Annotated in this window: 25 protein-coding genes; 10 read left to right on the top strand and 15 right to left on the bottom strand. The window is 67.6% G+C overall.

Features of this window, described 5'->3' with window-relative positions; translation table 11 throughout:
• Positions 1–13: 13 nt before the first annotated feature.
• From TSH20_RS15750 to TSH20_RS15740, 3 genes are all read left to right on the top strand, one after another.
• Positions 14–448: a putative toxin-antitoxin system toxin component, PIN family gene (locus TSH20_RS15750; protein ID WP_247871172.1), complete on the top strand. Its 435-nt coding sequence runs from the start codon at positions 14–16 to the stop codon at positions 446–448.
• Between the two features lie 163 nt (positions 449–611).
• Complete coding sequence (locus tag TSH20_RS15745) at positions 612–1,067, top strand: hypothetical protein (RefSeq protein WP_109075625.1); 456 nt, start codon at positions 612–614, stop codon at positions 1,065–1,067.
• Positions 1,068–1,291: 224 nt separating this feature from the next.
• Complete coding sequence (locus tag TSH20_RS15740; protein WP_109075624.1) at positions 1,292–1,831, top strand: DedA family protein; 540 nt, start codon at positions 1,292–1,294, stop codon at positions 1,829–1,831.
• A gap of 28 nt (positions 1,832–1,859) precedes the next feature.
• On the opposite strand, the gene TSH20_RS15735 is transcribed toward TSH20_RS15740, so the two are convergent.
• From TSH20_RS15735 to TSH20_RS15685, 11 genes are all read right to left on the bottom strand, one after another.
• Entirely contained in the window at positions 1,860–3,080 is a 1,221-nt protein-coding gene (locus tag TSH20_RS15735) for an HD domain-containing phosphohydrolase (RefSeq protein WP_247871173.1), read from the bottom strand.
• Between the two features lie 122 nt (positions 3,081–3,202).
• On the bottom strand, positions 3,203–4,432 hold the full coding sequence (locus TSH20_RS15730) for an SLC13 family permease (protein ID WP_109075623.1): 1,230 nt from the start codon (positions 4,430–4,432) through the stop codon (positions 3,203–3,205).
• 22 nt (positions 4,433–4,454) lie between these two features.
• Positions 4,455–5,279, bottom strand: a complete 825-nt coding sequence (locus TSH20_RS15725) for an MBL fold metallo-hydrolase (RefSeq protein ID WP_109075622.1) — start codon at positions 5,277–5,279, stop codon at positions 4,455–4,457.
• A gap of 175 nt (positions 5,280–5,454) precedes the next feature.
• On the bottom strand, positions 5,455–7,680 hold the full coding sequence (purL, locus tag TSH20_RS15720) for a phosphoribosylformylglycinamidine synthase subunit PurL (RefSeq protein WP_109075621.1): 2,226 nt from the start codon (positions 7,678–7,680) through the stop codon (positions 5,455–5,457).
• Positions 7,677–8,366: a phosphoribosylformylglycinamidine synthase subunit PurQ gene (gene purQ, locus TSH20_RS15715; RefSeq protein WP_109075620.1), complete on the bottom strand. Its 690-nt coding sequence runs from the start codon at positions 8,364–8,366 to the stop codon at positions 7,677–7,679. Before purQ ends, purL begins: the two co-directional genes overlap by 4 nt.
• Positions 8,367–8,478: 112 nt before the next feature.
• Positions 8,479–9,705, bottom strand: coding sequence for an ammonium transporter (locus TSH20_RS15710; RefSeq protein ID WP_109075619.1), 1,227 nt, complete (start codon positions 9,703–9,705; stop codon positions 8,479–8,481).
• Between the two features lie 225 nt (positions 9,706–9,930).
• Complete coding sequence (locus TSH20_RS15705) at positions 9,931–11,301, bottom strand: metallopeptidase TldD-related protein (protein ID WP_109075618.1); 1,371 nt, start codon at positions 11,299–11,301, stop codon at positions 9,931–9,933.
• 120 nt (positions 11,302–11,421) lie between these two features.
• On the bottom strand, positions 11,422–11,853 hold the full coding sequence (locus TSH20_RS15700; RefSeq protein ID WP_109075617.1) for a DoxX family protein: 432 nt from the start codon (positions 11,851–11,853) through the stop codon (positions 11,422–11,424).
• Between the two features lie 305 nt (positions 11,854–12,158).
• On the bottom strand, positions 12,159–13,538 hold the full coding sequence (cysS, locus tag TSH20_RS15695) for a cysteine--tRNA ligase (RefSeq protein WP_109075616.1): 1,380 nt from the start codon (positions 13,536–13,538) through the stop codon (positions 12,159–12,161).
• Positions 13,539–13,566: 28 nt separating this feature from the next.
• Positions 13,567–14,910 (bottom strand): glutamate--tRNA ligase, encoded by a 1,344-nt coding sequence (gene gltX / locus TSH20_RS15690; RefSeq protein ID WP_109075615.1) that lies wholly within the window; start codon positions 14,908–14,910, stop codon positions 13,567–13,569.
• Positions 14,911–15,000: 90 nt separating this feature from the next.
• Complete coding sequence (locus TSH20_RS15685) at positions 15,001–15,513, bottom strand: MarR family transcriptional regulator (protein ID WP_109075614.1); 513 nt, start codon at positions 15,511–15,513, stop codon at positions 15,001–15,003.
• Positions 15,514–15,807: 294 nt separating this feature from the next.
• Here TSH20_RS15685 and TSH20_RS15680 point away from each other — a divergent pair, with 294 nt between their 5' ends.
• The 4 genes from TSH20_RS15680 to TSH20_RS15665 all read left to right on the top strand — a co-directional run bounded on the left by TSH20_RS15680 (position 15,808) and on the right by TSH20_RS15665 (position 18,541).
• Positions 15,808–16,641 carry an alpha/beta hydrolase gene (locus tag TSH20_RS15680; protein WP_109075637.1) on the top strand — a complete coding sequence of 278 codons (834 nt, stop codon included), beginning with the start codon at positions 15,808–15,810 and terminating at the stop codon, positions 16,639–16,641.
• Positions 16,642–16,789: 148 nt separating this feature from the next.
• Positions 16,790–17,458, top strand: coding sequence for an isoprenoid biosynthesis glyoxalase ElbB (elbB, locus tag TSH20_RS15675; RefSeq protein WP_109075613.1), 669 nt, complete (start codon positions 16,790–16,792; stop codon positions 17,456–17,458).
• Between the two features lie 137 nt (positions 17,459–17,595).
• Positions 17,596–18,165, top strand: coding sequence for a hypothetical protein (locus TSH20_RS15670; protein WP_109075612.1), 570 nt, complete (start codon positions 17,596–17,598; stop codon positions 18,163–18,165).
• A gap of 151 nt (positions 18,166–18,316) precedes the next feature.
• A complete protein-coding gene (locus tag TSH20_RS15665) occupies positions 18,317–18,541 on the top strand; it encodes a hypothetical protein (protein ID WP_109075611.1) in 225 nt (74 codons plus the stop codon).
• A 54-nt stretch (positions 18,542–18,595) separates the two neighbouring features.
• Here TSH20_RS15665 and nadE read toward each other — a convergent pair whose 3' ends face one another.
• Positions 18,596–20,263, bottom strand: a complete 1,668-nt coding sequence (nadE, locus tag TSH20_RS15660) for an NAD(+) synthase (RefSeq protein WP_109075610.1) — start codon at positions 20,261–20,263, stop codon at positions 18,596–18,598.
• Between nadE and TSH20_RS34645 the strand changes: the two genes are divergently transcribed.
• The 3 genes from TSH20_RS34645 (at position 20,262) to TSH20_RS15650 (ending at position 22,075) form a co-directional block, all read left to right on the top strand.
• The gene (locus tag TSH20_RS34645) at positions 20,262–20,471 is read left to right on the top strand and encodes a hypothetical protein (protein ID WP_146205335.1); all 210 of its coding nucleotides are present in this window, start codon (positions 20,262–20,264) and stop codon (positions 20,469–20,471) included. The genes nadE and TSH20_RS34645 overlap by 2 nt on opposite strands.
• Positions 20,472–20,527: 56 nt before the next feature.
• Complete coding sequence (locus TSH20_RS15655; RefSeq protein WP_109075609.1) at positions 20,528–21,511, top strand: hypothetical protein; 984 nt, start codon at positions 20,528–20,530, stop codon at positions 21,509–21,511.
• Between the two features lie 153 nt (positions 21,512–21,664).
• The gene (locus tag TSH20_RS15650) at positions 21,665–22,075 is read left to right on the top strand and encodes a nuclear transport factor 2 family protein (RefSeq protein WP_247871174.1); all 411 of its coding nucleotides are present in this window, start codon (positions 21,665–21,667) and stop codon (positions 22,073–22,075) included.
• 13 nt (positions 22,076–22,088) lie between these two features.
• Here the strand turns inward: TSH20_RS15650 and TSH20_RS15645 are convergent, their stop codons facing one another.
• From TSH20_RS15645 to TSH20_RS15635, 3 genes are all read right to left on the bottom strand, one after another.
• Complete coding sequence (locus TSH20_RS15645) at positions 22,089–23,312, bottom strand: serine hydrolase (RefSeq protein ID WP_109075607.1); 1,224 nt, start codon at positions 23,310–23,312, stop codon at positions 22,089–22,091.
• A 170-nt stretch (positions 23,313–23,482) separates the two neighbouring features.
• Positions 23,483–25,231 carry a glycosyltransferase family 39 protein gene (locus TSH20_RS15640; protein ID WP_109075606.1) on the bottom strand — a complete coding sequence of 583 codons (1,749 nt, stop codon included), beginning with the start codon at positions 25,229–25,231 and terminating at the stop codon, positions 23,483–23,485.
• Complete coding sequence (locus tag TSH20_RS15635) at positions 25,228–26,352, bottom strand: glycosyltransferase family 2 protein (protein ID WP_109075605.1); 1,125 nt, start codon at positions 26,350–26,352, stop codon at positions 25,228–25,230. Before TSH20_RS15635 ends, TSH20_RS15640 begins: the two co-directional genes overlap by 4 nt.
• Positions 26,353–26,747: the final 395 nt, after the last annotated feature.

Here is a 26,747-nt window from a genome sequence, read left to right as displayed (position 1 = left end):
ACCGGTCCGGGCCGTGCTCGACACCAACATCCTGGTTGCCTATGCGCTGCTGGGCGATGCCGCGGCACGCCGGCACGACGCGATCCGCCGCTGCGTGGAACGGGTGCGCGCCGACCATGGCCTCGTCGGCAGCGCCGAAACGCTGGCGGAGCTGGACGAGGTGCTGATGCGGCCGACCTTCGACCGCTACGCCGCTGCGGCAGATCGCCGCGCCTTCCTCGTGCTCATTAGGAATGAGACGACACTGGTCGCCCCCGCCGCCGTCGGGCGCCTGTGCCGCGATCCGGAAGACGACATGTTTCTCGCCGCGGCGGTCGGCGGATCGGTGCCCTGGCTGGTGACCGTCGACCGCCAGCTTCTGTCGGTGCGCCGGGCCGGCGAAACGCGGGTGCTGCGGCCGGAACGCTTCCTCGAAGCGATGGCTCTTCAACATGGTCCCCAAGAATAGCCGCCAAAAATAGCCCGTGGGCATAGCCGTCAGAATCCGCTCGACAAACCGGGCGCGCTTTCTAGAATGAAAAGAGAACACACCGCAAACCGCGGGTGAACAGGGAATGGCCGGTGCGGAAAGCGCCGGCGGTATTGGCGGAGCGCAGGGGGCAACCGCAGCGATGAGCGTCCAACGGCTTCTGTTCGACGATCTGCCGGAGACCGAACCGGCGCGCAAGCCGCGCCGGGCGCGGGCTGCCGCGGGCGCCACAGCTTCGACGATGGCCGCCCAGGTCGCGGTCGATGTGGTGCGGGAGGCCGCCCCCCTGCCCAGGGCGGCGGTGATGGCGGCGACTGTCGCGACCCTGCCGCTCGCTCCGCCGGCTCCGCCACCGCCGCCCCCGGCCTTCGATCCGGCCGCCCTGTCCAACCCCGAACTTCGGGCGCTGGTGCAGGCGCTGCCCGACCAACGGCTGGCCCATCTGCTGATCGAGGCGGCGCGCGAACTGAAACGGCGCGCCGCCCCCGACCGCGGCGATGCCGACGGTGAGGATGGCGATGTCCCGATGGAACCCAATCCAGCCCTTTTGCGCGCCGCCCGGCAGGCTGTCGGCGAATTGTCCGGGGATGACTTCTGAGCCGCGTCTCACCGTTGGGGCGGCCCCTTAGTCAATAAAGTTTCCGAGACAAACCGCGCGGCTTTATGTCATGATCTGTCCCAGCCCACGCTCTACATGCCGCATCGCACAATATAGCGGTTACAAAGCGCCACCGGGCCCGCCGAACCTACAAGCGACGTCTCCCGGAGGGGTCTTTGGACTGGATCACTTGGTTGCAGGAATGGGGGAACGCCTTTTACCCGATGGCCTTTCTCTGGGCCTTTTTTGAAGGTGAAACATTTGTAATCTTCGGCGGGATGGGCGCCAAACTTGGCATCGTCAATCTGTATTGGCTGGTCGGTTCGGTGTGGATCGGCAGCTTCCTTGGCGATCAGGTCTGGTTCTGGCTGGGGCGCCGTTGGGGCAAAAAGGCCCTGGCCCGCTTTCCGTCCGCCGATGCCCATGCCTGCCGGGTCCTGAGCTGGCTGGAGAGATACGGCGTCGCCTTCATCCTGGTCTTCCGCTTCCTCTATGGCGTGCGCAACATCGCGTCGGTCGCCATCGGCACCTCCGGCATGAGGTGGTCCCGCTTCCTGTTCTGGAACTTCATCGCCGCCGGCATCTGGGCCTGGACCTTCGCCGGGGCCGGTTACCTGTTCGGTGAAGCCGCCGCCGCGATCGGCGAGGACGGGCCGAAGATCCTGTTGCTGAGCGGCCTTGCCATCGGCGGTCTGTGGATCGGGGTCAAGAGCTTCCGCTGGGTCCGCCGCCGTGCGCTTGCCGCGACCAACCCGGCGGAGTGATCCGGCGGCTTCTCCGACCGCGCCGGTCTCAGACCGCAAGAGTCTCCTGATCCTTCAGCCGCTCCCAGATCGCATCGAATTCCGCATGGCGGCCGGCAAACAGCGAGAGCAGGCGCGGGTCGAAATGCACCCTCGGATCCAGGCGGTCGTCACCGTTCAGCAGGATGTCGACCGCCTTCTCGTGGCTGAATGACGGCTTGTAGGGACGGGCGCTGCGCAGGGCGTCGTAGCAGTCGGCGATGGCGACGATGCGGGCGGCCAGCGGGATTTCCTCCCCCTTCAAGCCACGCGGATAGCCGGTGCCGGCCCACTGCTCGTGGTGGTACAGCGCGATCTCGGCAGCCATCTTCAGCCGGTCCGACGCGACCAGAATGTCGTGGCCGTAGACCGGATGGCGCCGCATCTCCGCCAGTTCGCGGTCGTCGAGCCGGCCCTTCTTGTGCAGCACCGCCTGATCGACGCTCATCTTGCCAACGTCGTGCAGGGCGGCGGAAAAGCGGATCTCGTTGCAGAAGGCGCGGCTGCAGCCGGCCCAGGTCGCCAGCGCGTGGGAGTATTCGTTGACGCGCAGGATGTGGTTGCCGGTGTCCTCGTCATGCACCTCGGCGGCGCGGGCCAGCAGGTTCACCGACACCATGAAGGCGCGCTCCGTCTCCGCCTGCAGTTCGGCGACGCGGCGGCGCTCCCGGGTCAGGGCGCGGTTCCGCTCGGTCAGCCGCTCCAGCGTCGCGGCGCGCTCCAGCGCCCGGCCGACGATGTGGTTGACCGGAGCGATCATCTGCTCATGTTCTGGCAGAAAGGAAGGCGGTCCCTCCACCGGGCGGCGGTTGATCAGCTGCACCACCCCGATCGGCCGGTCGCGGAAGCCTTTCAGCGCGAAGGCCATGATGGAGCGGGTGCGGAAACCGGTGCGCTGGTCGAAGGCGGGGTTGAAGCTGTAAGGGCGATCCTCCGCGATTGCGTAGGCATCCTCCAGCAGCAGAGTCTCGCCGGTCGCCGCGACATAGCCGACAATGGAGGCTTGGCTCACCGGCACCGAGAACAGCGTCGGTTTCGCGCGGATCACGTCGTTCTGGGCGCTGACCGCCTCCAGATGCCGGTGTCGCCCCTGCCCGCGCAGCATGAAGATCGTGCCCGCCTCGGCCCCGGTCAGGTCGCGGCATTTGCGCAGCACCCGATCGCTGAGCGATCGCAGCGACTGGTTCGGCGCACTTTCGATAAATTCAAGGAATTGGCCGACCAGACCCACAGCGCTCCCCCACCCCGGCGCACATACATCGGTGCACGAACAGAGTACCCCAATTGTCGCGCCCGGAAGAAGGGGCTTGCAGTTCTGAAAGTCACCAGCTGATCACAGGTCACAGACGACCGTCACAGCCCCATCCAGCCGCCGGCCCACAGCCAGACCGCCGCCAGCGCCATCGACAGCAGCGCCATCGGCACACCGCAGCGGGCGTGCTCGACAAAGCCCAGCCGGACACCGGCCGCCGCCGCCCGCTCCGCCACGATGATGTTGGCGAGGCTGCCCGGCAGCAGCAGGTTGCCGGCCAACGTCGACAGCAGCGCCAAACCATAGAGCGCCCCCTCGGGCGGCGACGGCCAGGCGGCCAGCAGCAGGATCACCGCCGGCACATTGCCGATGCTGTTGCTGCCCGCCAGCGCCAGCGGCAGCATCACCGCCAGCCGGTCGGGAAGCCATCCCGCCGCCTGCAGGTCGCCGACCAGGGCCGCCGGGATGCCGGTCAGCCCCAGCGCGTGGTTGATGGCGAAGAGCGCCGCGAACAGGACCAGCAGATGCCAGTCGACCATCCCCAGCATGTCGCGGCTGGCCATGCGCCGGCTGATCATCATCACGCCGGCCACCAGCAGCACCGCATGCTCCTGCGGGATGTCGCGGGTGAACAGAACCAGCAGCACCAGCGTCGCCGCCACCGCCTTGCCCAGTTGCCAGCGGTCGAGCGCCACCGGCGCCACCTGTCCCCCGCCCTCCTGCGGCATACCGAAGCGCCCGCGCCAGACGAGCCAGACGGTGCCGTAGACGATGGCCATGGCCGCCAGCGCCGGCCCGCCGCAGACCGCCAGGAAACGCCAGAAATCGAGATGCCCGACCTGACCGATCAGGATGTTCTGCGGGTTGCCGATCAGCGTGGCCGCCGACCCGGCATTGGCCGCCCCCGCGAGCGCGATCAGGTAGGGGCGCGGGTCGAGCTTGCGCGCCTGCAGACCCAGACACAGCATCGGCGTCATCGCGAAGACGACCACGTCGTTCGCCAGCACAGCGGACAAGCCGCCGGCGACCAGCACGATCACCGCCAGCAGCCGCGCCGGCGAGCGCGCCGCCTGCGCAACCTTCAGCGCGCACCAGTCGTAGAAACCACTGCCGGCATATTGCGCGGACAGGATCATCAGCCCCAGCAGGATGAAGATCGTCGGGAAATCGACCGCCGCGACCAATTGCGTGGTGTCGAGCGCACCGGCCGCCAGCAGCAGGATCGCCGCGACCAGCGCGATGCCGGTGCGGTCGATGCTGAGACCGGGAAAACGCCCCAGAGCCATGCCCAGATAGGTGGCGGTGAACAGAATCAGGATGGTGGCGGTCATAATGCCCGATGCGCAGGGAAAGTCAGTCGAGGGAGATGGTGGTTCCCTCGCGCGCGGCAAAGCAGTTCGGGAACTCCGCCTTCGCCGCCGCCTCGATCCGCTCCATGGTGGCGTCGTCGTGGTCGGGATCGTGATGGAACAGGCCCAGCGTCTTCACATGGGCCGCGCGGGCGATCCGCACCGCCTCCATCCAGGTCGAATGGCCCCAACCGACGCGCTGCGCCCATTCCTCGTCCGTGTAGGTCGAGTCGTAGAGCAGCAGGTCGACGCCATCGACAAGGTTCAGAATGTTGCGGTCGGGCTGGTCCGGCACATGTTCGGTGTCGGTGACATAAGCCACCGACCGGCCCTGATACTCGATCCGGTAACCGGTGGCGCCGTCGGGGTGGTTCAGCGCCGCGGTGTGGATTCGCACCCCGCCCTCCAACTTGAAGCTGTGGCCGGGCGGCACCTCAAGGAAGCTCAGGTTGCCGCCCATGGTGCGCAGCGGCACCGGGAACAGCGGCCGTTCCATCTGGCGCGCCATCACCGATTCGATGTCGGGACTGCCGGCCAGATGGCCGGAGACCACCCGCAGATCGAAACCCTTGGTGTAGGCCGGCGCGAAGAAGGGAAAGCCGCTGATGTGGTCGAGATGGGTATGGCTCAGCAGCAGTGTCGCGCTGGTCACCCCCTCGGCCAGCAGCTTGCGGCCCAGCATCCGCAGTCCGGTGCCGGCGTCGATGATGATCCGCTGCTTTCCCGCCTGCACTTCAACGCAAGCAGTGTTGCCGCCGAATCCCAGATGCGAGGCCATCGGGCAGGGAATCGTGCCGCGCACGCCCCAGAAGGTGACTGAAAACCCCATTCCCCCGCCTCCAGGCGCGTTGATACGCCGATCCAACCCCTTTTGGATGGCGAGTTTAGCGCGATCCTTCGGTATGTACACGATGGCGGACGTTCGGCAAGGAATGATCGCCGAAAAACGGACGGGGCCGCTTCACAGGAAGCGACCCCGCCAATCATCCTACTGCTCGGCCGTCTTACAGTTCGGCCGCCATGTAGGTCGGCAGCCAGCCTTCGTTGGCCTCGCGCAGGCGCTTCAGCGAGACGATGTCGCCGCCACGGCCCGACAGCGACGTACCGCGGGTCTCACCCAGCACACTGACCGGAACGCCGGCCGCCTTGGCCTTCTCCTGCACCGACGCGGCGACGTCCGGACGGACGGCCAGGACGTAGCGGCCCTGATCCTCGCCGAACAGCACGCGCGGACCGGCGCCGTCGAAGCCGGTCAGATAGGCGCCGATGCCGCCGGCCAGCGCCATTTCGGCGATGGTGACGATCAGGCCACCGTCGGCCACGTCGTGGCTCGACACCACCAGACCCTCGCGGATCAGGCCGCGGACGAAGTCGCCGTTGCGACGCTCCACCGCCAGATCGACCGGCGGGGGAGCCCCCTCCTCGCGGCCGAGGATCTCGCGCAGGAAGATCGACTGGCCGATGTGGCCTTTCGTCTCGCCCACCGCAAGGATCACGTCGCCCTCACCCCGGAAGGCGATGCCGACGGCGATCATCGCGTCCGGCATGATGCCGACGCCGCCGATGGCCGGGGTCGGCAGGATCGCCTCGCCGTTGGTCTCGTTGTAGAGCGAGACGTTGCCCGACACGACCGGGAAGTCCAGCGCCTTGCAGGCCTCGCCGATGCCCTGAACGGCGCCGACGAACTGGCCCATGATCCGCGGCTTCTCGGGGTTGCCGAAGTTCATGTTGTCGGTGATGGCGAGCGGCAGGGCGCCCACCGCCGACAGGTTGCGCCACGCCTCGGCCACAGCCTGCTTGCCGCCCTCGACCGGGTCGGCCAGGCAGTAGCGCGGGGTGCAGTCGGTGGTGATGGCGACCGCCTTGGTCTGGCCCGGCACGCGCACGACCGCGGCATCGGCCTGACCCGACATGAAGCGGGTGTCGCCGCCGACGAGGCTGTCATACTGCTCCCAGATCCAGCGCTTGGAGGCCAGATCGGGGCAGCCGAACAGCTTGGTCAGCGTGTCGCCCAGGTCGCCGGAATAGCCGGCGAGCACGCTGTCGTCGACATCCGAAGCCTTCGGCGTCGGCTCCCACGGGCGGTTGTATTCCGGCGCGGCGTTGGAGACCGGGGCGATCGGCATGTCGCACCAGGTCTCGCCATACATCTTGATGACGAGGTTGCCGGTGTCGGTCAGGTGGCCGATGACGGCGAAGTCCAGCTCCCACTTGTCGAAGATGGCCTTCGCCACCTCCTCGCGGCCGGGCTTCAGGATGATCAGCATGCGCTCCTGGCTTTCGGAGAGCATGATCTCATAGGGCGTCATCGCCTGTTCGCGCATCGGCAGGGTGTCGAGCGTCAGCTCGATGCCCAGACCACCCTTGCCCGCCATCTCGACCGAGGAGGAGGTCAGGCCGGCCGCGCCCATGTCCTGGATGGCGACGATGGCGTCCGTCTCCATCAGCTCCAGGCAGGCTTCGATCAGCAGCTTTTCGGTGAAGGGGTCGCCGACCTGCACGGTCGGGCGCTTCTCCTCCGAGTCCTCGGTGAATTCTGCGGACGCCATGGTAGCGCCGTGGATACCGTCGCGGCCGGTCTTGGAGCCGACATAGACGACCGGGTTGCCGATGCCGGCGGCGGCCGAATAGAAGATCTTGTCGGTCTTGGCGACACCCACGGTCATGGCGTTGACCAGGATGTTGCCGTTGTAGGCCGGGTGGAAGTTGGTCTCGCCGCCCACGGTCGGCACGCCGACGCAGTTGCCGTAGCCGCCGATGCCGGCGACCACGCCCGAGACCAGATGGCGGGTCTTGGGATGGTCGGGCGAGCCGAAGCGCAGCGCGTTCATGTTGGCGATGGGGCGCGCGCCCATGGTGAACACGTCGCGCAGGATGCCGCCGACGCCCGTCGCCGCGCCCTGGTAGGGCTCGATGTAGGACGGGTGGTTGTGGCTCTCCATCTTGAAGATGACGGCGTCGCCGTCGCCGATGTCGACCACGCCGGCATTCTCGCCGGGGCCGCAGATCACCTGCGGGCCAGTGGTCGGCAGCGTCTTCAGCCACACCTTGGACGACTTGTAGGAGCAGTGCTCCGACCACATGACCGAGATGATGCCCAGCTCGGTGAAGGTCGGGGTGCGGCCCAGGATGTCCAGGGCGTTCCGGTATTCCTCGGCGGACAGGCCGAACTCCTTGGCGAGTTCGGCGGAGACCGGACGCTCCTGCGCCTTGGTAGCTTCAGCGCTCACGACAGGGCCTCCACCAGACCTTCGAACATGGGCTTGCCGTCGGTGTTGCCGTGCAGGGCCTCCACCGCGTCCTCGGGGTGCGGCATCAGGCCCAGCACGGTGCGCTTGGCGTTGAAGATGCCGGCGATGTCGGACACCGAGCCGTTCGGGTTGCCGCGCGGGTCGCTGCGCGCCTCGTCGCCGACATATCGGAAGGCGACCTGGCCCTCGCCGTCCAGCCGCTTCACCGTCTCCGCGTCGGTCCAGTAGTTGCCGTCGCCGTGGGCGACCGGGAACCGGACGATCTGGCCCTTCGCGTATTTCTTGGTGAAGGGGCTGTCGGTGTTCTCCACCCGCAGATGCTGGACGCGGCAGACGAACTTCAAGGCACCGTTGCGCATCAGCGCGCCGGGCAGCAGCCCGGCCTCGGTGATGATCTGGAAGCCGTTGCAGACGCCGAGCACCCGGACGCCCTGATCGGCCCGCGCCTTCACCTCGCGCATGATCGGCGAATGCGCCGCCATGGCGCCGGAGCGCAGGTAATCGCCATAGGAGAAGCCGCCGGGCACGACGATCAGGTCGACCTTGGGCAGTTCGGTGTCGCGGTGCCAGACCAGATGCGGCTTGGTCCCGCTGACGGCCTCCAGCGCGGCGACGGCGTCGCGTTCGCGGTTGGAGCCGGGGAAAACGACGATGGCGGCCTTCATGGGGCGGTCAAAATCCGGCGTCGTGAGGGGGAGGAGTTCGCGCCGGACACTAAAGCCGCCGCCCCGGCAAAGCAAGGGGTGGCCAAGGGACGGCGGACTTGTGTGCGGCGCATTACATGCCCGGCGCGTCCTCTTCCGGGTATGCGGTGATGTGGTGCAACGACAGGTCGGCGCCCTTGTACTCCTGTTCAGGGTCCAGGCGGATGCCGACGGTGACGCGCAGCAGGCCGTAGACCGCCAGACCGGCGGCGAATCCGAAGCCGGCGCCGCCCAGCGTACCGACGATCTGGCTGAGGATCGACACGCCGCCCAGGCCGCCCAGCGCCTCCTGCCCGAAGACGCCGGCCAGCAGGCCGCCGGTCAGTCCGCACAGCCCGTGCAGCGGCCAGACGCCCAGCACGTCGTCGATCTTCCAGTTGATCTGGCACTTGTTGAAGGCCCAGACGAACAGCAGCCCGGCGATGCCGCCGGTGAGCAGCGCGCCCAGCGGATGCATCACGTCGGACCCGGCGCAGACCGCCACCAGACCGGCCAGCGCGCCGTTGTGGACGAAGCCGGGGTCGGTGCGGCTGATGACCAGCGAGGTGACGATGCCGCCGACCATCGCCATCAGCGAGTTCAGCGCGACCAGACCGGTCACGCCGTCCAGCACCTGGGCGCTCATCACGTTGAAGCCGAACCAGCCCACGCACAGCACCCAGGCGCCCAGCGCCAGGAAGGGGATGTTCGACGGCGGGATGGCGATCAGCGAGCCGTTGGGGCGGTAGCGGCCGCGGCGGTTGCCCAGGTTCAGCACGGCGCCCAGCGCCACCCAGCCGCCGAAGGCGTGCACCACCACCGATCCGGCGAAGTCGTGGAAAGGCTGGCCGAAGGTCGCCGCCATCCAGCCTTGCAGGCCGAAGCGGGTGCCCCACACCGTGCCTTCCAGCAGCGGGTAGAACAGCGCGATCAGCGCCAACGTGGCGCCGGCCTGTGGCCAGAACTTGGCGCGCTCGGCGATGCCGCCCGACACGATGGCCGGTACCGCGGCGGCGAAGGTCGCCAGGAAGAAGAACTTCACGAGGTCGTAGCCGTAGGCCGCGAAGCCGCCGGCGCCCTTGCCAACCAGCGTGTGGGCGTCGGCGAAGAAATCGACGCCATAGGCCACCGCATAGCCGACGAAGAAATAGGCGATGGTCGACATGGCGAAGTCTGACAGGATCTTCACCAGCGCGTTGACCTGATTCTTTCGCCGGACCGTCCCGACCTCCAGCAGGGCGAAGCCGCAATGCATCGCCAGCACCATCACCGCGCCCATCAGCACGAAAAGGACGTCGCCACCCGTCTTTGCCGCATCCATTTGCACAAACCTTCAGCATTTCGCCTAAAAAAGCGGCAGATTGCTAACAGATCAGGCAGATATGCGCAAGGGCCTAGCTGGCGTTTGGTCAGGCGGAGTGGCGGAAATGCAGCACAAAAAGCGGGCGAACCCGCTTTGGGTTGCCCGCTGTCTGCGCAAGAACGATGCCAAGTGATGAAGAGACGGGCGGAGTGCCTCCGCCACGTGCGGCCTTATGCCGCCGACTTACATGCCCGCGATGGTCATGCCGTCGATGCGCACGGTCGGCGCATCCATGCCGAAGCGCAGTTCCAGGTCGTCGGCGGCCTCCATGTTCAGGAACATGTCCTTGAGGTTGCCGGCGATGGTGATCTCGTTGACCGGATAGGCGAGCTGGCCGTTCTCGATCCAGAATCCGCCGGCGCCGCGGCTGTAATCGCCGGTCACGCCGTTGACGCCCATGCCCATCAGGTCGGTGACGTAGAAGCCGTCCTTGATCTCCGCCAGCATGTCGGCGCGGCTGCGCTTGCCGGCGGCCATATAGACGTTGGCCGGAGCCGGGCCGGGAGGGCCGGAGGTGCCGCGGGCGGCGTGGCCGGTGGTCTGGAGGCCGAGTTGACGGGCGGAGCGCAGGTCGAGCAGCCAAGTCGTCAGCACGCCGTCCTCGATGATCGTACGGCGCGACACTTCGACGCCCTCCGCATCGAAGGGGCGGGAGCGCAGACCGCGCTTCACATGCGGGTCGTCGACGATGGTGATGGAGGGCGCGAAGATCCGCTGCCCCATCTTGTCCTTCAGGAAGCTGGTGCCGCGGGCGATACTGGGGCCGCTGATGGCGCCGGTCAGGTGGCCGAGCAGACCGCGCGACACCCGGGGATCGAACACCACCGGCACCTTGCAGCTCTTGACCCGGCGCGGGTTCAGCCGGCGGACGGCCCGTTCGCCGGCCTCGCGGCCGATCTCGGCGGGATCGCGCAGGTCGGCGCCATAGACCTTGCTGTCATAGTCGTAGTCGCGCTCCATCCCCGTGCCGGTGCCGGCCAGGACGGAGGCGGACAGCGACTGGCGCGACACGCCATAGCTGCCGGCGAAGCCGTTGGAGGCGGCGATCGCGATGGTCGAGCGGCTCCAACCGGCATCGCCCCCTTCGGAGTTGGTGACGCCCTGAACCGCCAGCGCCGCCTCTTCGGCGATTCGCGCCCGCTCGATCAGCGTTTCCGACGACGGTTCCTCACTGTCGCAGATGTCGAGGTCGGGCCAACTGCGGGCCAGTTGCTCCGGATCGGCGATGCCGGCGAAGCCGTCCTCCGGCACCACGCGGGCCATGGCGATGGCGCGTTCGACCAGTTCGTCCAGCGCCTTGGTGCTGCGGTCGGTCGAGGAGACGATGGCCTGCCGCTTGCCGACAAACACCCGCAGGCCGAGATCGCCGGATTCGGAGCGCTCCAGCTTCTCGGTCTTGCCCAGCCGGTGGGAAAGGGACACGGACGCGCTGTCGAACAGCACGGCATCGGCGGCATCCGCACCGGCGGCGCGCGCCTTGGCGATCAGGTCGTCCAGCAAATTCAGGACCCCGGACGAATCCGTCTTGTGCTGGTCGTTCGGCGAAACGGTCATCAGGCTCTCCGGTTGGTCTCCGTCCTGTCTACCAAATGGGACGGCGACGCGGAACGGGGAAGAGGCAAATTGCCCCCTCCCCGCTCCGCGTCGCCATGGAATGCGGTTTCCGGTTGCAGATCAGGCCAGTTCACGACGGGCAGCATGGGCGTTCAGCGCCGGAACCTTCAGGGCGAAGGCGCCCTCGCCCAGCAGCGACTGCACCACCAGCAGGACCGTCCAGAAGGCCGGGAACTCCCAACCGCCGCCCTGCGAATTGAACACCCAGCCATTGCCGATATGCTGCAGCGTGGCGCCGATCATGATCGGCAGCAGGGCCAGCGCGATCCAGCGGGTGTAGACACCGGCGATCAGCAGCAGCCCGCCGCCAATCTCGCCCAGGATCACGAGATAGGCGAAGAAGCCGGGATAGCCGATGCTCTCGAAATAACCGACGGTGCCGGGAATGGTGAAGGTCAGCACCTTCAGCACAAGGCCATGGGCCAGGAACAGCAGGCCGAGGCCGACGCGCAACAGGAAGGCGGCATAGGGGGCGGTGCGATTGTCGATCATGGTCAGGGTCTCCTCGATCAGGGTGGCCGGTGAGGGCCGCGTTTTGTCTGAAGAGGAGATTAGCCGGACCAGAAGGCGCGATAATCAGCCGAGTTGATGAAGGTTTGTTGTGCAGGAAGGGACAATGAGTGGCGGGTAATGCCCTCTCCCGCCCCGGGAGAGGGAGGGGACCCACGAAGTGGGGAGGGTGAGGGGCATTCCGGACATGGAGTCCTGATCCTTGCCTTACCCCTCACCCTTCCCACCGCTTCGCGGCGGGCCCCTTCCCTCTCCCGGGACGGGAGAGGGAGCAAGCTTCACCCCCCTCACCCCCGCTTCCAGGTCGTGCCCTGCGGACCGTCTTCCAGGACGATGCCCTTGTCGGCCAGTTCCTTGCGGATGCGGTCGGCCTCGGCGAAGTTCTTCCCCGCGCGGGCGGCTTTGCGGTCGGCGATCAGCTGCTCGACGTCGGCGTCGCTCAGCCCTTCGGCACCGCCGCCGGCCGGCGCCCAGCGGAACCACGCCTCCGGGTCCTGCTGCAACAGGCCAAGTTGCTGTCCGGCGGCCAGCAGGGCACCCTTGGCCGCAGCCTTCTCGGCATCGCTCTTCGCCTTGTTCACCGCGGTCGCCAACTCGTGCAGATGCGCGATGGCGAGCGGGCTGTTCAGGTCGTCCTCCAGTGCCGCCAGCACGTCGAAGGGCAGCTCCGCCGCCGCCGGCACCGGATCGCCGCGCAGGGCCTGATACCAGCGGTCGAGTGCACCCTTGGCCTGCCGGATGCCTTCGCGGGTGAAGTCCAGCGGCTGGCGGTAGTGAGCGCTCAGAAGCGTCAAACGGATCGCCTCGCCGGGGAACTCGTCCAGCAGGTCGTGCACGGTGAAGAAGTTGCCGAGGGACTTCGACATCTTCTCGCCTTCGACCGTCACGAAGCCGTTGTGGACCCAGGTGCGGGCCAGCCGGTCGGTGCCGTTGGCGCAGCAGCTCTGCGCGATCTCGTTCTCATGGTGCGGGAAGATCAGGTCCAGCCCGCCGCCATGGATGTCGAAGGTCACGCCCAGATGCTCCTTCGCCATGGCGGAGCATTCGATGTGCCAGCCCGGACGGCCGCGGCCCCACGGGCTGTCCCAGCCGGGCTGGTCGGGGCTGCTGGGCTTCCACAGCACGAAGTCGGAGGCATCGCGCTTGTAGGGAGCCACCTCCACCCGCGCGCCGGCGATCATGTCATCCAGCGAGCGGCGCGACAGCTGGCCATAGCTGGGCATCGACGGCACGGAGAACAGCACATGCCCCTCCGCCGCATAGGCGTTGCCGCGTTCGATCAGCGTGGCGATCAGCGCGATCATCTGGCCGATATGCTGGGTCGCCCGCGGCTCGATGGTCGGGCGCAGCGCGTTCAGCGCATCCATGTCGGCATGGAACAAGTCGGTGGTGCGCGCGGTCAGCGCGTCGATCGGCTCGCCGCTGTCCCGCGCCCGGTCGATGATCTTGTCGTCCACATCGGTGATGTTGCGGACATAGGTCACCGCCGGATAGAGCCGCGACAGCAGCCGGAACAGCAGGTCGAACACCACCACCGGCCGGGCGTTGCCGATGTGGGCGGTGTCGTAGACGGTCGGACCACAGACATACATGCCGACATGGTCCGGGCGAAGCGGCTCGAAGCGCTCCTTACGGCGGGTCAGCGTGTTGTAGAGGTCCAACGGCACGGTCCGAACTCCTGAATGAAGAGAGGTGTCAGGCGGTTTCGCCGGCCAAGCGCCGGAGGCTGCGCGCCCGTCCGACCAGGGGTAGCAGGTTCTTCAATTCCGGTCCATGGTCGCGCCCGGTCAGCGCCCGGCGCAGAGGAAGGAACAGCTCCTTGCCCTTTCGCCCCGTCGCCCCCTTCACCGCATTGGTCCAGGCACCCCAGGTGCCGAGATCCCACGGCTCTTCCGGCAGCAGCGCCGCCGCCTGGGCCAGGAAGCCGGCATCCTCGACCACCGGCGTCACCGGTGCGTGAGTCACGGCCCACCAGTCGCGTGCGTCGCTCAGCCGCGCCAGATTGGGCCGCACCGCGTCCCAGAAGGCGGCATCGGCGCCGATCAGGCCCAGCATCTCCAGCCGGGCTGCCACCGCATCGAACGGCGTCAGGTGAAGGATGCGGGCGTTCAGCCGGCCCAACTCCTCCGGATCGAACTTCGGCGTACCGCGGGCGATCTTCGACAGATCGAACTCCCCCACGAGTTCGTCAAGCGTCAGCCGCGCTTCGATCGGGTCGGAGGTGCCGAGCTTGGCCAGCAGGCTGTTGACCGCCATCGGCTCGATGCCGTCCTCGTCGCGCAGGCTGCCGACCGACAGGCTGCCCAGCCGCTTCGACAGCCCCTGCCCGCCGGCATCGGTCAGCAGCGGCAGATGGGCGAATGTCGGCACGGCGGCACCCAGCGCCTCGAAGATCTGGATCTGCACGGCGGTGTTGGCGACATGGTCCTCGCCGCGGATGATGTGGGTGATGGCGAAGTCGGCGTCGTCGACCACGCTGGTCAGGGTGTAGAGCGGCCGGCCATCCTCGCGGATCAGCACCGGATCACTCAGCGCCGTGCCTTCGAACCGCACCGGCCCGCGGACCAGATCGGTCCATTCCACCGGAGTCGGGTTCAGCTTGAAGCGCCAATGCGGCTTGCGCCCCTCCCCTTCCAGCCGCGCGCGGTCCTCGTCGGTCAGGCGCAGCGCGGCGCGGTCGTAGATCGGGGGGCGGCCCTGCGACACCAGACTGGCGCGCTTGAGGTTCAGCTCCTCCGGCGTCTCGTAACAGGGATAGAGCCTGCCGGCGGCTTTCAGCGCCGCAGCCGCCTCGTCATACCGTGGATAGCGATCGCTTTCGCGGGCGAAACGATCCCAGCTCAAGCCAAGCCACGTCAGATCGGCGGCGATGGCGTCGGCGAACTCCTGGGTGGAGCGTTCCTCGTCGGTGTCGTCCAGCCGGAACATGAAGCTGCCGCCGGTCTTGCGCGCGAACAGCCAGTTGACGAGCGCGAGGCGCACATTGCCGACATGGATGCGGCCGGTCGGGCTGGGGGCGAAACGGACGGCGGTGGACATGGCAGGACTCGGGTTGGAGACGGGACAGGCGGGCAGTCCTAGCACGGCCGGCGCGCCTTCCGAAAGCGGTCCGCACTCCCGGATGCAGCCTCAGGGGCGCTCCCCGGCGTCCAGCGCGGCAGGGTCGGCCGACGCCGACTCGTCCCAATCGCCCAGCGCCCGGAGCAGCGACCGCACCTGCCGGTTCAGCGAACCGATCTGCGCCAGATCCATCCCCGAACGCTCGACCAGCGTCCGGCTCAGGCAGGTGCTTTCATCCACCATCGCACGGCCGGCATCGGTCAGCCAGACCTGAACCTGCCGTTCATCCATCCGGCTGCGCCGTCGTTCGACCAATCCCGCCTGCTCCAGCCGCTTCACCGGCGGCGTGACCGTGCTGGATTCCAGCGCCAGCCTTTCGGCGATCGCGCCGACGGTCGCGCCATCCGCCTCCCCCAGCACACTCAGGATGAGGTACTGCGGATAGGTGATTCCCATGGCGTCCAGCATCGGCTTGTAGGTGCGGGTGATGGCCATGCTGGTCATATAGAGGGCGAAGCAGAGCTGGTCGTCCAACGGAACGCGGTGCGGGACCGGGGGGCAATTTTCGGACGGTGCGGACATGGGGCGTCCTCCTGGCTGATCGGGTCCGGCATTTTTATCCCCGGAATAGATATCGCGATAACGATTTGTCTGGACAAGCCCCAGCCTAAGGCGTAGGGATTTGTTTATCGCGATAAACGATATCGCAAAATCATTCCTCGGGAGATCGACATGACCTCGTTGAAGACCGGCGCCTCGCGGCGCGGCATGCTGACTGCTGGCCTGGGCCTTTCCGCCACCGCCGCCGCCCTGCCCTTCGTCCAGACCGCCCAGGCGGCCCAATCAACCACAGCGGCCGCATCGGGCACGAAGAGGATGGGCAGCGGCACGGTCACGGCAAAGGACGGCACGCAGATTTTCTACAAGGACTGGGGATCGGGTCAGCCGATCGTCTTCCATCATGGCTGGCCGCTGTCGTCGGACGACTGGGATGCCCAGATGCTGTACTTCCTGTCGCAGGGCTTCCGGGTCATCGCCCATGACCGGCGTGGTCATGGCCGGTCGACGCAGACCGCCACCGGCAACGACATGGACACCTACGCCGACGATGTCGCCAGCCTGGCCGCCCATCTCGGCCTGAAGAACGCCATCCACATCGGTCATTCGACCGGCGGCGGCGAAGTGGCCCGCTATGTCGCGCGGCATGGCGGCAATGGGCGGGTGGCGAAAGCCGTGCTGATCGGAGCGGTGACGCCGATCATGCTGAAGACCGCGGCCAATCCCGGCGGCCTGCCGCTGGAGGTGTTCGACGGCTTCCGCGCCGCACTGGCCGCCAACCGCGCGCAGTTCTTCCGCGACATCCCCTCCGGCCCCTTCTATGGCTTCAACCGTGACGGCGCGAAGGTTTCGCAAGGTTTGATCGACAATTGGTGGCGGCAGGGCATGATGGGCGGAGCCAAGGCCCACTATGATTGCATCAAGGCATTCTCCGAATCCGACTTCACCGAGGATCTGAAGAAGATCGACATTCCGGTCCTGGTGATGCACGGCGACGATGACCAGATCGTGCCCGTCGCCGATTCCGCCCTGCTGGCGGTCAAGCTGCTGCGGAAAGGGACATTGAAGGTCTATCCGGGCCTCCCGCACGGCATGGCCTCCACCCACGCCGACATCATCAACCGGGATCTGCTGGCGTTCATCAAGAGCTGATACCGTCCCGCGAAAGCTCCGGACAGCGATCGGAGCTTTCGCGGGCTCCTGGCCCCGGCTCCTGGCGCCGGCTGCCCGAAGGGAGCGTTAGGCGAAGGCAAGACTCCTGGGGTAGCGTGGCGGCAAAGCCAACCCCCGGAGAGTTTCCATGGCAGAGAAAAGCTTGCGCATCGGCGTCGTGCTGTCGGGCTGCGGCGTGTATGACGGTGCGGAAATCCACGAGGCGGTCTGCACCCTGCTGGCCATCGCCAAAATGGGCGCGGTTGCGGTGTGCTACGCCCCCGACATTCCGCAGGCCCATGTCGTCAACCACCTGACCGGCCAGGAGACCGGTGAGAGCCGCAATGTGCTGGTCGAATCGGCTCGTATCGCCCGCGGCAAGATCACGGCGCTCAGCGAGTTCTCGGCCGGCGACGTCGATGCGCTGATCTTCCCCGGCGGTTTCGGCGCCGCCAAGAATCTCAGCGACTTCGCCTTCAAGGGCGCCGACTGCTCGGTCAACCCGCAGGTGGTGGCCGCGGTCGCTGCCATGCGCGCCGCCGGCAAGCCGATCGGCGCGCTGTGCATCGCGCCGGCCATCCTCGCCAAGATCCTGGGCCAGCAGAGCGTCGAACTGACCATCGGCAGCGATCCCGGCACCGCCGCCGCGCTGGAGTCGATGGGCGCCGTCCACCGCACCACCAGCCATGGCGAGGTCGTGGTCGACCGCGGCCTGAAGGTCGTCACCTCGCCCTGCTACATGCTGGACGCCAATCTTGCCCAGATCGCCGAGGGCGCCGAGAATACTGTCAAGGCTCTGGTCGATCTGGTGAAGTGACCAAGTGAAAATGGCGGACGAAGGAGGTAGCGATACCTCCTTTGTCACCAGCAATGTCACAAAGCTGAGCAATAATTCATTAACCGCCTTCCCACACCCTTTGCCTCAGCTTCTTTTCTATCAGGCGAGGGTTGGCGATGACCTGCATTGTGGGATTGGTGGACGGCGACCGGGTGTGGATGGGCGGCGACAGCGCCGGAGTGAACGGCCTGGACATCACGGTGCGTGCCGACACCAAGGTGTTCCGCAATGGCGACAGCCTGATCGGCTTCACCAGTTCCTTCCGTATGGGCCAGCTGCTGCATTACCGGCTGGAGGTTCCGCCGCGTGAGCACGACGCCGACCTGTTCCGCTATATGGTCGTGGACTTTGTCGATGCCGTCCGCAACTGCCTGAAGGATGGCGGTTACGCCCACCGCTCCAACGATGTGGAGACCGGCGGCACCTTCATGGTCGGGCTGGAAGGCCGGCTGTTCACCGTGCAGTCCGACTATCAGGTCGGCGAGGCGGTGCGCGGCTACCACGCCATCGGCTGCGGGTCGGACTATGCGCTGGGTTCGCTGGCGTCCACCATCGGCCAGCCGCCGGAAGAGCGTGTGCTGAAGGCCCTGGAATGCGCCGAGCTGTTCAACGGCGGCGTCCGTGCGCCCTTCACCATCCAGTCCAGCCTGCGCCGTCCGCAGCTGGCGCTGACCGAAGCGGCGTGAACTCCCGTGGCTTTCGCCCCCAAACCTTCGACCAAAGTCGAAAGCAGCGGCTAAGGCTGCGCTCTGGTCATCCAAAGCATCGTGGCGTATGAACCCGTGTCCTGCTGCAGTGCGGGACAGGGAATAACCACAAAAAACTTGGGTGATAGAGATGACGGACCAAGCGGTCACCGCCGATGCTTATCTCGGTGAAGACGAGAACCCGGCCGGGTTGCTGAGCAACTGGGGAAATTCGCCCCTTTTCGTCTTTCCGGCCATGCTGCTGATTTTCATCATGCCGCTGGCAATCATCTTCCACCCGACTTGGGTGGTGCTGCCGGCCGTGCTGTGGACCTTCGGCATGATCGCCACGATCATCAAGCTGACGCGCGGCTGAAGCCGGCGCGGACGCGAAGGGGGGAAGGGGGACCGCTCCCCCTCCCCGCCCGCACTACATCAAGTCGATGAAGCCGCCGGCAATCGGAAAGCGGCGCAGTCGCGCGACCGACCGGCGGGAAATCCGCGGCCCCGGCGGAGCCCTGCGACGGCCCGCTTCCGCCTGCACCACCAGCCGCCAGACCGTCTCCACCGTCTCGGCCGCATGGCCACGCCCGGCAAGGTCGGCCGGCGACAGCCCACCATCGAGCAGGCCGGCCAGCAGATCGTCCAGCGCCTCCACCGGCGGCAGTCCGGCCGGAGTCTCGGCCTTCAACCGGCGTGCCAGCACCCGTTCCGGAACCACCCGCCCCGCCGGCCCGCGCGATCCCGCCGGCTGGTTGGCATTGCGCCAGCGCGCCAGTTCCAGAACCGCGGTCTTCGGCATGTCGGACAGCACTGCATAGCCGCAGCCCGCCTCATCCATCGCAAGGCCGAGCAGCCGGTCAGTCCGGTCCGCCGTGGACAGCAGGAGGGCGCCCATCCGCTCCGCCAACACCGCCAGGGTCGCGCCCCGCAGGCGGGCATGCAGCCGGTCGGCCGCCGCGGCCGACTCGCGCCCGGCAAAGGCCGGGGCCAGCAGCGAGTCGGCGGCCTTGAGCACCGGCGCCAGCGCGACATTGTCCAGGCGGCAGCCCAGCAACTCGACGACCTCCGCCGTATCGGCCAAGCTATCGGCCAAGCCATCGGCCGAGGCCCCTGCCTCGCCGGCCGGCAGCGGAGCCCGCACGGCGAGCACCCGCTCCGGCCCCAGCGCGTCGACCGCCAGCGCCGCGACCAGCGCCGAGTCCAGCCCGCCGGTCAGCCCGACCACCACGCCCGGCGCGCCGCTTTTCGTTACGGCATCGTGCAGGCCCAGCATCAGCGCCATGTAAAGCGCCTCCGTCCCCTCGGCCGGAGCAATCGTTTCGGCCTCGGAACTGTCCCAGCCGTCGTCGGCTCCGCGTTCCCACCGGGTCAGCAGCAGATGCTCGGCGAACAGCGGAGCCTGGGCGACCAGCCGGCCACTTGGGGCAAGCGCGAAGCTGCCGCCATCGAACACCCGCTCCTCCTGCCCACCGACGAGGTTCACCGCAACCAGCGGCAATCCGCCTTCCACCACCCGCGCGACGGCGGCCTGCACCCGCTCATCGGCCCGGCCGGGGGCGAAGGGACCGGCCAGCATCGCGACCAGAAGTTCGGCCCCACTCTCCGCCAGCGTCTCCGCCACGTCGCCAGTCGCCAGATCATCGCCGACCAGCAGACCGATCCGCACCCCGCGGACATTGACCGGGCCAGGCATCGGACCGTTATCGAAACGGTCATCCTCCGGCGCACCGATCTCGCCCGCATCCGTTACGGCCTGGAAACGAACGGCGGCGAGCTTGCCGCCGTCCAGCAGCAAAGCTGCATTGTGACGCCCCTTGCCCTCCCGCCAGGGGGCGCCGACCAGAAGGGCGGGGCCGCCATCGGCGGTGACTTCCGCCAGCACCCGCACCGTCTCCTCCACCGCGTCGAGGAAGGCGGGAAGCGCCGCCAAGTCGAGAAGCGGGGCGCCGGACAACGCGCCGGCGGGACAGATGACGAGGTCGGCGCCGCGGGCCTCGGCCTGCGCCCGCGCGGCACGGATCAGGCCGGCATTCGCAGTGAGGTCGCCCGCGGTCGGGTTGATCTGGGCGAGCGCGATGGACAGGCGATCGGTCATGATGGTCGGCTTCCTTCTGGCGGGTCCTTTTCCGGCAAGGGTAGCAGCGCCTCACCTGCGGCGAAAGCCGCCGCTCGTCGCAGATCATCACGCAGGCGGAACAAGTGGCGGCAAGACATGGGATGAAGTTCCACAGTCGCGATCAATTAGTAAGGTAACGAATTTATTTCAATTATTGAAAGAAAATCGCGAAATTAAGAAATGGTAAAGGTTGCCGGCGCCATGCTTCCTCTTGCGCACAAACAACGCGATGCGGGGGCATCCATGTACTACGCGGAGCTCAGCGGCCCGAACGGCAAACCGTCGGTGCTGTCCACGGCTGTGCAGAACGGTTCGTCAAAGACGGCCGGCACGGCGAAGGACGGGCTGGCCAAATCGGACGCGAAACCGGTGGACGGCGACAAGAAGACACAGTCGCCGGCCTACACCATCAGCCAATCGATGGAATCGCTGCTGGACAGCATGACCGGCAAGGGCGGCGCCCAGGCTGCGGGCGGCGGCGGGCTGGCCTCCGCCAACAGCGGCGTGGACCGCGCCAAGCAGGCGCAGTCGCTGATGCAGTCGGCGCTGGACCACGGCAAGGGTCTGGCCGACATGTTCGGCAAGGGCATCGACGCGCTGAAGCAGGGGCTGGGCGATACGCTGAGCGCGCTGGGCGTTCCGCAGAACCGCATCGACGATGCCGTGAAGGGGTTCGGCGACGGTCTGAAGTCCAAGCTCGACGGCATGAACCTCAGCGATGTGTCGGTGGACATGCAGGCCACCCAGTCGCAATGGTCGATCGAGTCGCATGGGATCGACCTGGAAATCCAGGACGGCGACCGCAGCGTCAAGATTTCCTTCGCGAAATCGACCCTGGACTTCCGCCGCGACGACCAACGTCTGCAGGCGTCGCTGGGCAAGGGCGGCGATATGGCGCTGAGCGCCACCGGCATGACCACCACCGCCACCGGCAAGTCCACCGGCATGATCGTCCGCTCCGAAGGTTTCAGCGAGGATGAGATCAAGGACATCCTCGGCAAGCTGAACGACATGGCCGCCAAGAGCGGCGGCGGCGATGGGATGAAGGGGCTGGCGGTGCTGAAACCGACCACGTCGAAGGACGGCGTCACCCACCTGACGCTCGACCTGTCCACACCGATCGCAGGGCTGTCGACCGGTAAGGCCGCTGCGGCGGCGGACGGCGCGGCGACCGCTGCAACGGCCGGCACGTCCGCGAAGCCGCAGGGCGTCAACCTGACCGCCTGATCCGGTTTCCAGCGTTTATTGTCACAGCACCGGCCCGGATCCGTCCGGACCGGCGCTTGCCCATGCGGGATGGCTTCTTTACAAGCGGTCGCGGTGGCGGCCCCAGGGCCGTGCACTGTCCGTCCTCCCGGAACCATCGCCCGGATGAACGCCATGACCGACCGCGACACACTGCTGGCCCTGAACCAAGCCTTCTACCGGGCCTTCACCAATCGCGACTCCGCCGCGATGGAAGCCCTGTGGGCGGAAACGCTGCCCGTCTCCTGCATCCATCCCGGCTGGACAGCCCTGTTCGGGCGCGACGCCGTGCTGACCAGCTGGCGGGACGTGCTGCGCGCGCCCAGCGGCATCGTCGTCGAGGCGCGGAACGAGCGTGTGACCCTGCATGGCGACACCGCCCTGGTGGTCTGCGAGGAAACGCTGGGCGACGCCGTGCTGGCCGCCACCAACCTGTTCGCCCGCGAAAAGGGCAGCTGGCGCCTCGCCCATCATCAGGCCGGCCCCATTGCCCACGCCCGCGCCGACGTCGAGATTCCGGCCAAGCCGCCGCGCCGCCTGCACTGATCGATTTCGGCCCTCAGGGCAGGCTCGCCACCTCCGGCCGCGCTTCCAGGCGCCGGACGAGGTCGATGACAACGTGGTCGGCGGTGACCTGATCGGGGTCGCTGTTGGTCAGCGCCACGACGCCCCAGCGGTGCGCCTTCGAGAAGGCGATATAGGCGTTGAAGCCGCCGGTGGAGCCGGAATGCCAATGGATCGGCGTGCCGTCCGTGGCCCAGGCGACGAACCAGCCGAGCGCCATCGCCCCGCTTCCCAGGCTTCCCGGTTCGGCCAGCGACCGCCCGTCCACCTGCACCGCCTGCGCCAGCGCCAGGGTGGCCGCCACCGGCGGGGCGCAGCCATGGCCCTCCGGCCCGGCAGCCGCACCCGCCGGGCAGTCACCGAGATTGGCTGAAAGCCAGCGCAGCAGATCGTCGGCCGAGGAGTAGAGGCCGAAGGCGGGCAGCATCGCCGGCGCCTCCCAATCCGGAACGATCCGGCCGCGGGCATGGCCGGCCGCCTTGCGCGCCCGCTGCTCGGCGGTCGGATGCAGGGTGGTGTCGCGCATCCCGAAACGGTCGGTCACCACCCGCTTCAGCAGAGTCTCGTAAGGCTGGCCGGCCGCCGCCGACAGCGCCTCCCCCAGAACCGACATGCCGGCATTGGAATAGCTGAAGCGCACACCCGGCGGCACCGGCAGGTGATAGCCGGACAGCCACAGCGCCAGTTCGCCGCGCGACAGCGGCTTGTAGGGGTTGCGGGGGTCCTCCAGCCGGCTCCACGAGAAACGCGGAGTCTCCGGCACGTTGGGCAGACCGGCCGTGTGAGTGGCGAGGTCGCGCAGCCGGATCGGCCGGCCCTCATACTCCGGCACATGGGCGACAGGCACCGGGCCGACACGGCGCAGATGACGCTGCAGAGGGTCGGCGGGATCGACCCGGCCCTCCCGCATCAGCTCCGCCATGATGGTGCCGGTGAAGGGCTTGGTCAGCGAGGCGATCTGGAACAGGGTGCGCCCATCGGGCGGCCCGCCGTCCGGGCGGCCGGCATCGCCGCGCCCGATCACCAGCGTCCGGCCGTCGCGGATCACGCCGACCACCAGACTGCCGGCACCGGCCGGCGGCCGCCGGTCCTCCACCGCGCGGGTCAGGTCGTCCACCAACCGGTCGGAAATCCGGTCCAGGCCGATGGCCCCGGTCGGGCCGAACGGAACGCTCCACAGCAGCAGACACAAAACGCCCCAGAGCAGCCTGCGCCGCATCCCCACCTCCGCCCGGCCTCAATCGAGAGTACGGAGAGAGTGGGCGGACGTACGGCAGGCGGACAGGGCCGCGAAGGGCGATGCGGCGAAAGACGGGGCGGGAGCCGCCGGGGTACTCCCCAACCACCCCGCCACCGCCCGACCGGTCAGGCTTGGCAGGTTTGCGGGGGCTATTCGGTGGGAATGTCGGCCCTGGGCGGGCGGCGGTCCTTGACGATGGACAGCGGAACGTCGTCGGCCGCGATCTCCAGGATCGGATGGCCGTCCAGCAGCGACGGGCAGCGCTTCACCTGGGTGAAGGCCAGGAAGAAATCGGCCTTGCGCCAGTCCGGCTCGATCCCATTCACCAGACGAAGCCAGGGCGGCAGTTCGAACCGCACCGCCAGCGTGTTGCCGCAGACGGTCAGCGTGTACTGGCGCGGCGGGGCATGGCCGTCATTCTCGCGCTCGACATACTCGACCAGCTCCTGCAACGCCTCGTGCAGCGAGTTGCCCCAGTAATCCAGCTCGAACTTGCCGTCGGCACCCCGTACGCCTCCGACGAACTGGTTGTAGTACACGTACTGGTTCGGGTGCATGGCGCCAAGCTGCCACGCGTACACCACGCCTACCACGGTCATCGCCGCGGCGAAGGTCTGCCCCAGCGCCCGGCCGCCGCGCTGGCACAGGCTCCACAGCCGGTCGGCGGCGATGGCGGCCATCACCACCATGGGCGGGGCCAGGAACAGGAAATGGCGGATGCCGTTGTAGACCGACGGCCGCATCAGAACGAACAGCAGGATCGGCAAGAAGCCCGCCAGAACCAGCGGCGTGTAGCGGACGACCGTGAAGGCGCCGGTCCGCCGCCAGCCCCCGCGCGCCAGCCAGACCGCCGCCATCACCACCGCCACCCCGACGCCGATCACCACCGCCTCCGGCAGCTTCACCGCCAGATAGACCGGCAGGTACAGCGCGGGCGGCGTGTTGGAATGGACCAGCTCGCCCATGAACAGCGTCTGGATGTCGATGGGGAAATGGGAGACGACCCGCAGGGCCTCCAGCGGGTTGCGGAACGGCCGCTGCACCACCCAGGGCCAGAACACCGCCATGATGGCATAGGCCACGGGAATCGCCGGCCACAGGCTGAGAAAGGCGCGCCGCGCATCGACCAGCGCCCAGCGCCGGCCCTCCTGCTGCGTCACCAGCGCGAAATGCATCGCCATGGCGACCGCCAGATAGAAGCCGGCCAGTACCGCGCCAACGCGGATCGCCAGCGTCAGGCCCAGCACCAGCCCGAACTTCAGCACCGCGCTGCGGCTCGGCCGCGGCATCTGCTTCAGGATGCGGGTGGCGAAATAGAGCGTCCACACCATGCCGGCCGCGAAGGGCACGTCCTTGGTGTTGTTGAACATGGCGCCGTAATAGACACCGCTCAGCGACAGCAGAGCCGCCGCGATGAAGCCGGCACGCGGACCGGCCAGCAGCCGGGTGTAGCGCCATGTCCCGGCGATGCCCAGCACGCCGACCAGCGCGCAGAGCAGGTGCCGCGTCTCATACTCCTCGAAGGGAGAGAAGGGCACGATCACGGCGGTGACGAGGTCGAACAGCCCGCCGTAATAGGCCAGATCCTTGAAATGGAAGGCCGACCGGTCCTGGAAGCCGCTGAGATAGTAGGACAGCAGCTTCTTGCCGTAGATGTGCTGCACCTCCTCGTCCGTGCTGATGCCGTAGCTGAGGAAGGTCAGCGCCGCGAGGATCAGCAGGCCCAGCAGAAGCGCGCGCGACAGCCCGTCCCACAGGGCCGCCTCTCCGCGCGGCAGCGCGATGCCGGCGGCGCTGGCGGTCGACGGCGCGGCCGTCGCAACGCCGGGGCGGCGGGTGGAAGTGGAGGAGGCGCCGACGGCATCCCCGTCGCCGCGCAGGCCGGTCTCGACACTCATCGACGCGGCTCCCGCCCCACCGTTCCGCCGACGGGATCGAACTCTTGCTCATCCCGGCCATCCGCCGGGCCGAAGCCGTGAGCCGATCGCACGATGAACAACGGCCGCCCCTTCACCTCGGCGAAGACGCGGCCCAGATAGTCGCCGATGATGCCCAGCGTGATCAGCTGGATGCCGCCCAAAAACAGCACCGCGACCAGCAGCGATTCATAGCCCGGCACATCGATGCCGTGGATCAGCGTGCGGATCAGGCGGATCAGGATATAGACGAAGGCGACGCCCGACACCGCCACCCCGACCAGGCTCCACACCCGCAGGGGGAAGGTGGAGAAGGCGGTCAGCCCGTCGAAGGACAGGCGCAGCAGCTTGACGAAGCCCCATTTGGTGTCGCCGCCGGCGCGCTCCCCCTGTTCGTAGGGGATCGCGGCCTGACGGAAGCCGACCCAGGCGAAGATGCCCTTCATGAAGCGCGTGCGCTCCGGCATCCGGTTGATGACCTCGACGACACGGCGGTCCATCAGGCGGAAATCGCCGACCTCGCGCGGCAGCTTGATCTCCGACAGATGGTCGAAGACCCAGTAGAACAGGCGGGCGAACAGCCGGTGCTTCAGGCTCTGCCCGACGCGGGCATGGCGCACCGCCACCACCACGTCGAAGCCCTCGCGCCATTTGGCGATGAAGGATGGCAGCAGTTCCGGCGGATGCTGCAGGTCGGCGTCCATCGGCACCACGGCATCGCCGGTGGTGTGGCTGAGGCCGGCGGAAAGCGCCAGTTCCTTGCCGAAATTGCGCGACAGATCGACCACCTTCACCCGCGCTTCACGGTCATGGACGTCCAGCAGCCGGTCGATGGTGTCGTCGCGGCTGCCGTCGTTGACGCAGACCACCTCCCAATCCATGTCCAGCCCGTCCAGCACCGGGACCAGCCGGGCGAACAGGGCCTCGATGTTCGGCCCCTCGTTGTAGAAGGGAATGACGACCGACAGGCAGCCGCGTCGCGGGCGACCCGACCTGTTCGCGGGAGGCCGGTTCGCCGATGGAACAGCCTCGCCCTCAGGGCGGACGGGAGCGGTGCGGACCTCCGGGGAGGCCGCGGAAAGGGGCGCGTCGGGAATGGACATGGCCAGCCGTCGGGTCAAAGCGTCAGGGACCGGGAGATGAAGGGATCGGCGACGACCCCGGTCGGCCGCTGCGCCCTTCGGCATATATCACGATACGGGGGGATGTTCAAAATGCCTCTCCTGTGACCGCCACGGCACAAAAAATGGCCTGTCCGCCCGTGAAAGCGTCCGGGTGCCAGCCAGCCGCGGTCCGACGAAACAGGCAAACATCCACCGTTGCCGTTTATTCCATTGCAGCGGAACGACCGCATTCCCCTACGTCATCCACAGGTCTCTCCGGTTGCCGGCACACGCAACCGCACCATACCGGGGCATGTGGCACGCTTTCTGAAAACAGGTCGTGATGCCTGACCTTTTCGGATCGTCCCCGAACAAGCGTTGGGCAACGTCCCTGT

Source organism: Azospirillum sp. TSH20 (assembly GCF_003115935.1).
GTDB lineage: Bacteria > Pseudomonadota > Alphaproteobacteria > Azospirillales > Azospirillaceae > Azospirillum.
This window is presented reverse-complemented; position numbering and strand designations above follow the sequence as displayed.